Origin of the sequence: Streptomyces sp. NPDC006197 (assembly GCF_040613865.1) — a bacterium.
Lineage (GTDB): Bacteria > Actinomycetota > Actinomycetes > Streptomycetales > Streptomycetaceae > Streptomyces.
The window spans coordinates 1-5,933 of record NZ_JBEXSZ010000252.1; the positions used below are offsets into that span (position 1 = coordinate 1).

Annotated in this window: 6 protein-coding genes; 5 read left to right on the plus strand and 1 reads right to left on the minus strand. The window is 72.1% G+C overall.

Translation table 11 applies throughout. From position 1 onward, the window contains the following. A partial coding sequence (locus ABZ318_RS38740) for a DUF5701 family protein (RefSeq protein ID WP_356907110.1) occupies positions 1 to 731 on the minus strand: 731 nt, incomplete at its 3' end. Between the two features lie 434 nt (positions 732 to 1,165). Between ABZ318_RS38740 and ABZ318_RS38745 the strand changes: the two genes are divergently transcribed. The 5 genes from ABZ318_RS38745 to ABZ318_RS38765 all read left to right on the plus strand — a co-directional run bounded on the left by ABZ318_RS38745 (position 1,166) and on the right by ABZ318_RS38765 (position 5,816). Next, positions 1,166 to 2,047, plus strand: a complete 882-nt coding sequence (locus tag ABZ318_RS38745) for a DUF4436 family protein (RefSeq protein WP_356907111.1) — start codon at positions 1,166 to 1,168, stop codon at positions 2,045 to 2,047. Between the two features lie 276 nt (positions 2,048 to 2,323). Then, on the plus strand, positions 2,324 to 2,560 hold the full coding sequence (locus ABZ318_RS38750) for a hypothetical protein (RefSeq protein ID WP_356907112.1): 237 nt from the start codon (positions 2,324 to 2,326) through the stop codon (positions 2,558 to 2,560). 194 nt (positions 2,561 to 2,754) lie between these two features. After that, complete coding sequence (locus ABZ318_RS38755; protein WP_356907113.1) at positions 2,755 to 3,165, plus strand: nuclear transport factor 2 family protein; 411 nt, start codon at positions 2,755 to 2,757, stop codon at positions 3,163 to 3,165. Further along, positions 3,162 to 4,649, plus strand: a complete 1,488-nt coding sequence (locus tag ABZ318_RS38760) for an NAD(P)/FAD-dependent oxidoreductase (protein WP_356907114.1) — start codon at positions 3,162 to 3,164, stop codon at positions 4,647 to 4,649. Before ABZ318_RS38755 ends, ABZ318_RS38760 begins: the two co-directional genes overlap by 4 nt. A 21-nt stretch (positions 4,650 to 4,670) precedes the next feature. Then, the gene (locus ABZ318_RS38765; protein WP_356907115.1) at positions 4,671 to 5,816 is read left to right on the plus strand and encodes a 2Fe-2S iron-sulfur cluster-binding protein; all 1,146 of its coding nucleotides are present in this window, start codon (positions 4,671 to 4,673) and stop codon (positions 5,814 to 5,816) included. Positions 5,817 to 5,933 lie beyond the last annotated feature (117 nt).

The following is a 5,933-nucleotide window of genomic DNA, read 5'->3' on the forward strand; positions in this document are numbered from 1 at the left end:
TGCCGGACCGGGAAGAGGACGTCGGCGCGCAGCGCGTCCGCCTGGGCCGGGTCCGCGGTGAGGGCGATGCGCTCCTCCACGGCCGCGTCGAGCGCCGAGCCGAAGCCCAGCCAGGTATGCCGGTTTCCCCACCAACACCAGCCGACCTTCGGGGCGTTGCGCCGCTCGCGGCCGTCCCGCCCCGTCCCGTTGCTGATCCAGATCGCCGGCGTACGGGCGTCGTAGGCGCCGTTCGCCTTACGCAACCGCGACCCGATGGTCATGAAGCAGCGGTTGCGCTCCAGGGCGGTCGGCTGCTGGATCACCCAGTGGATCCCCTCGGCGAGCGTGAGCGGGCTGCGCCCCTCCCGCACGATCGCCGGCAGCGCCTCCTCGGGGCTCCAGTCGGCCATGTGGTCGCCGCGGTCGAGGCCGGTGACGAGATAGAACGGGGCGTCCGGGAGCTCGACGCCGTACGGTCGGAAGTCGTCGACGTCCGGCATGTCGACGACCACGAACCCGGGCTTGTCGTCACGACGGAGCAGCGGCGCGAGCACGGACGCCGGGACCCGGTCCGGGTGTACGGCGAGCAGCGCGTCCACGTCGGCGGTCGCGGCGGCCCTGGTGAAGGCGCGCAGTTCGTCGGCGGTCTCCCCGGCGAGCTCGTGCACTCCGAGCTCGATCAGTCTCTCGGCCTGGGCGGCGAGGGACGGCAGCGGGGCGAGGGCGGTGGTGGTCACGGCGTCGGTCAAGGCACTCCTGGGTCCGGAGGGATCGGCCTGCGGTCAAACGACGCCCGCCGCGGGATTGTTCCCGCCGCGGCGGGAGGGAAGAGGAGTACCTATGGGCCTCGTGCGGCCCGGGCACGGATGACGCTTGTCGGCCGACTGCCGCAGGCCGACACGCGGTGGGGGCCCCGCCTCCCCGGTCCAGGTCTGCTCCGGCCGCCGGCCCGACCCCGTGGTCGCCCCGGTCCGCGGTCGGGTCGCTGCCGCCGACGCGGTCGCTGCCGCCGACGCGGTCGGTGCCGGCCGTCCTGTCGGGGCGGGCGCCGTCAGCACGCACGCGTCGCCACCACTCGGCGCGGTTCCTGAGCCTCCACGGCGACAAGCCGCTGAACGCCTACAGTGGCCATCTGCGATCGAAGGGTGACTTCACGTGTCCTTCTCACCTCGTCGGAGTCGCCATGGCCTCACCCTCACCCAGCCCACGCCGCTCCGGGGCGTCGCTCCTGCCGGTCCTCATTCCCCTTGCGGTCCTGATCGTGGTGGCGGTGTCCGTGGGGTCCCGGCTTCAATTCGCCGAGCGGCAGGCGAACGACACGGTCCGCACGGCCGGGTCCCGCGCCGCCGACCGGGTGGACGTGGAGGCCGTCGTCCAGAGCGTCGACGCCGCGGCCAGAGAGCTCGTCCTGCGGGTCAAGGTCGTCCCCCGTGGGGCTCTCGGCGAGGAGGAGGGGACCGCCCCGGTGGACGACCTCAGCCTCCAGACCTCCGTGGCGACCCTCAGCGACCTGGCGTTCGAAGCGCACGAGCGGCTCGCCCCCAAGGACGTGCAGGTCGCGATCGCGGGTGGATCGATCGGTGACTACCCGTTCGACACCTACGAGACCGACATCGAGTTCTGGGCGCTGATGGGCGGAAAGGAGGTGCCGGTCCGGATGCTCTTCTCCAACAACGACACGCGCTTCTCCGTCTCCGCGACGCCCCCGGCCTCCGGGCAGGACGCCGTCGTCGGGCTGCGGCTGTCCCGATCGACCAGTCTGCTCGTCTTCGCGGTCTTCATGATGGTCGTGATGTGGGCGCTGGCGACGTCCGTGCTCCTCGGGGCCTGGTACCTGGCGACCCGTGGCGAGGGCGTGGCCTGGCCCGCCCTCGCCTGGATGGCCGCCACGCTGTTCGCCCTCGCGGCGTTCCGGAACACCGCCCCCGGCGCGCCCCCGATCGGCTGCGTCATGGACTGGTTCGCCTTCTTCTGGGCCGAGACCGTCATCGCCCTGTGCCTGATCACCGTGGTCACCACCGGCGTTCGCGGCGCCATCCGCTCGGAGGACTCCCACCGGGCCTAGGAGTCCACCGTCCCGCGTGCCCCTCACCGGTCGGCTGGCCCGGCGGCGTACGAGCGGCTGTGGGTCGAGCGGCTGACGACGCTCACCGGGGTGACCGAGGTCGACTCACGGATCACGCCAGCTCGCAGATCGCCATGAAGCGGGTGAAGGAGCCACGCGGACCGCCGGTCGAGCGCTGATCCCGCTGCTCGACCAGCGCTTCGGCTCGAAGCTGGACCCCTGGTACGCGCCGTCGATCATGGCTTCGGTTGCCTCACCGGTGAACTCCAGCGCGCGATGACCGGCACCGGCGACCGGTACGCGCAATCGCACGCCGCCATCACCGCTTCCATCCGGCGCTCGGCCCGCAACCCGGACCTTCCGCACCTCGTCGGCACCGGGGGCGCCACACCGAGCGAACGCCTCGGCCACCTCGTCGACCGCTTCGTCGCCCCGGCGGCTTCCCCGCTGCGCGGCCATCTGCGGATGGCGCCGACGGGGAGTCACTTCCCTTGCCCAGCCTCCATTTCCTGATCACGCAGGGCGGAGCCACTCTCTTCATCCAGTTCCGCCGAGGCGATCCCAGATGCCCGCCGGTTCGGTCGGCATCCACCCATGGGCCGATCCCGGGCCGGTCGGCACTCGACCACACGCGGGGTATGGACAACGGCACTCCTCATCCATACCCTCCGATACACCTATTCAATTAATTGATTAGAGGTGTTCCTGTGCATCCGTTCCGAACGGCAGTCGAGAACCGCGACGAGGCCGCCGTCGAGGCGCTCCTCGCCGAGAACGTCGTCTTCACCAGCCCGGTCGCCTTCAAGCCGTACCCCGGCAAGGCCATCACCGCCGCCATCCTGCGCGGGGTCATGCGGGTCTTCGAGGACTTCACCTACGTCCGGGAGATCGCGAACCCCGACGGCCGCGACCACGCCTTCGTCTTCACCGCCACCGTCGACGGCCGGCAGATCCAGGGCTGCGACTTCCTCCACTTCGACGACGAGGGGAAGATCGACGACTTCATGGTGATGGTCCGCCCGCTCTCCGCCGCGAAGGCGCTCGCCGAAGCGATGGGCTCCCAGTTCGACCGGATCGCCCAGGAGGCGACCGGGGCCGGAGGGGCGGCCGGCGCGTGACCGACGTCGACGCGATCGTCATCGGCGCCGGGAACGCCGGCCTGACCGCCGCCACCACCCTCCAGCGCGCCGGCCTGCGCACCCTGCTCGTGGAGCGCCACAACGTCCCCGGCGGCTGCGCCACCTCCTTCCGGCGCGGGCGCTTCGAGTTCGAGGTGGCGCTGCACCAGCTGTCCGGGGTCGGGTTCGAGGGCCAGGCATTCACCCTGCGGGGCCTGTTCGACAAGCTCGGCGTGGCCGACAGGCTGGAATTCGTCCAGGAGGAGGACCTGTACCGAGCGGTGGTGCCGGGCAGCCACGACGTCACCGTGCCGGCCGACTGGGCCGGGGCCGTCGACGCCCTGGAGGGCGCGTTCCCCGGCAACCGGGACCGGATCGATCGGTTCTTCCAACTCGCCAGGGACGTCACGTTCTGGCAGATGGCCGCCGTGCGGGGCATGCCGGCCGACGAGGTCGACCCGGTCCTCTTCCGCCAGGGCCTGCGGCCGTTCCGCGACGTACTGGACGAGCACTTCGACGATCCGGCCCTGAAATCGGTACTGGCCACCTACTGGAGCTACCTCGGGCAGCCGCCGTCCCGGCTCCCGTTCCAGGACATGGCCCTGATGCTGTTCGCGTACCTGGAGTTCAAGCCCTGGCACGTCAAGGGCGGTTCACAGGCGATGTCGACCGCGCTCCTGGACTCCTTCCTCTCGGCGGGCGGCAAGGTGTGCTTCGGCACGGCCGTCGAAACCGTCCTGACGGAGCGGGGGCGCGTGGCCGGAGTCCGGCTGGACGACGGCCAGGAGGTGTCGGCCCGGGACGTGGTCTCCAACGCCTCGCTGCCGCTGACGTACGGGATGCTCGACGACCCCTCCGTCGTACCGTCCCGGATCCGCGCCGACCTCGCCACCCGCCGGACCGGCGTCTCCGGCTTCGTGCTGCACATGGGCCTCGACGCCACCCCGGCCGAGCTCGGCTTCACCACGAGCACCACCTTCGTCACCGCCGACCTGGACGACGAGCGCACCTACGCCTCCTGGCGCACCCTGGAGCCGGCCCGCGGCGTCTGCGTCTCGTCGTACGACGTCGCGCCCATCGGCTTCGCCCCCTCCGGGGCCACCCACGTGAGCCTGATGACCCTGCAGTACGGGGACGCGTGGGAGAGGATTCCGCCGGCCGAGTACGCGAAGGCCAAGTTCGCCTACGCCGAGACGCTGCTCGACCGGGTCGAGGCCGTCGCGCCCGGCATCCGCGACGCGATCGAGGAGGTCGACGTCGCCACCCCGCTGACGATGGCCCGCTACCTCGGCCACCCGGGCGGCGCGATCTACGGCTACGACCAGGACCGCACCGAGAACTGGCTGTTCCGCGACAGCGTGCGCGACCCCGGAGTCCCGGGCCTGCACCTGGCCGGCTCCTGGGCCGGCATGGGCGGCTTCCAGCCCACGCTCGAGTCGGGTCACCGCGTCGCCCGACGCCTCCTGCGCGCCCAGACCGCCTGACTCCCCGGGAGGCACCTACCCATGAAGCACCCTCTCGCCCCGCTCTTCGACGGACACGACGACGTACAGGCGGAGATCGACCGGCGCCACGCGAGCACCGCGGCCCACCCGCCGGGCACCGCGGACCCCCGCCGTCTGATCGACGCCCATCACCCGAAGCGGCTGTCCCTCACCGTCGCCGCCGTCGTCATCGACACCCCGACCACCAGGACCTTCCGGCTCGTCCGGCCCGACGGCGGCGACCTGCCGCCGTTCCTCGCCGGTCAGTACGTCGGCGTGTTCGCGGACGGCACGAACCGGCCGTACGCGATCTCCTCCAGCCCCGCCCGCCTCAGCCACTGGGACCTGACCGTCCGGCGCGTTCCCGGTGGCCGGATCAGCAACCACCTCATCGACGCCGTCGCCGCCGGCGACACCCTCACCACCACCGGCCCGACGGGCACCTTCCACCACAATCCGCTCTTCCACGGCGACGACATCGTCTTCCTCGCGGGCGGGTCCGGTGTCGCCCCCGCCATGAGCATGATCCGCGAGATCGTCGACCGCGGACTCGACCGCCGCTTCCACCTGCTGTACGGCTCACGCTCCGCCGACGACGTCCTCTTCCACGAGGAGCTCGACGCGCTCGCCGCCGACCACCCGGGCCTCCGCGTCGACCACGTCGTCGCCGAGCCGGACCCGGGGTGGGCGGGGCCGACCGGCTTCCTCACCTCCGGCCTGATCAAGGCCCTGGCCGGGCCGCTCGACGGACGGATGGTGTACGTGTGCGGGCCGCAGGCCCTCTACCCGTACGCGCTCACCCAGCTCGCCGAACTCGGCCACCCACGCCGCCGGATCCGCTTCGAGGCCAACGGCGCCCCCACCGACCCGACGGCCCAGCCGCACTGGCCCGCCGGCACGGACCCGGCCGCCGAGGTCACCGTCACCGCCCGGGGCCGTGCCTTCCGCACCCGCCGCGACCGCCCGCTCCTCGACGCCCTGGAGGACGAAGGCATCCGTCCCGAGGCCGCGTGCCGCTCCGGCGAGTGCAGTCTGTGCCGCGTCCGCGTCCTCAAGGGACAGGTGCACACCGCCGAAGAAGCCCGACTCCGGCTCTCCGACGAGAAGTTCGGCTACACCCACTCCTGCGTCGCCTACCCGATCACCGACGTCGACCTCGACGTCTGACCCGCCGAATACGGTGCCCGGTGCCGACGGTGGCGCCGAGGGCGTACAGGTCGGCGTCCGGCGGCAGGGCGGGGGCCACCTGGTCGAGGGCGCGCAGTTCGGGGGCTACACCGCCCC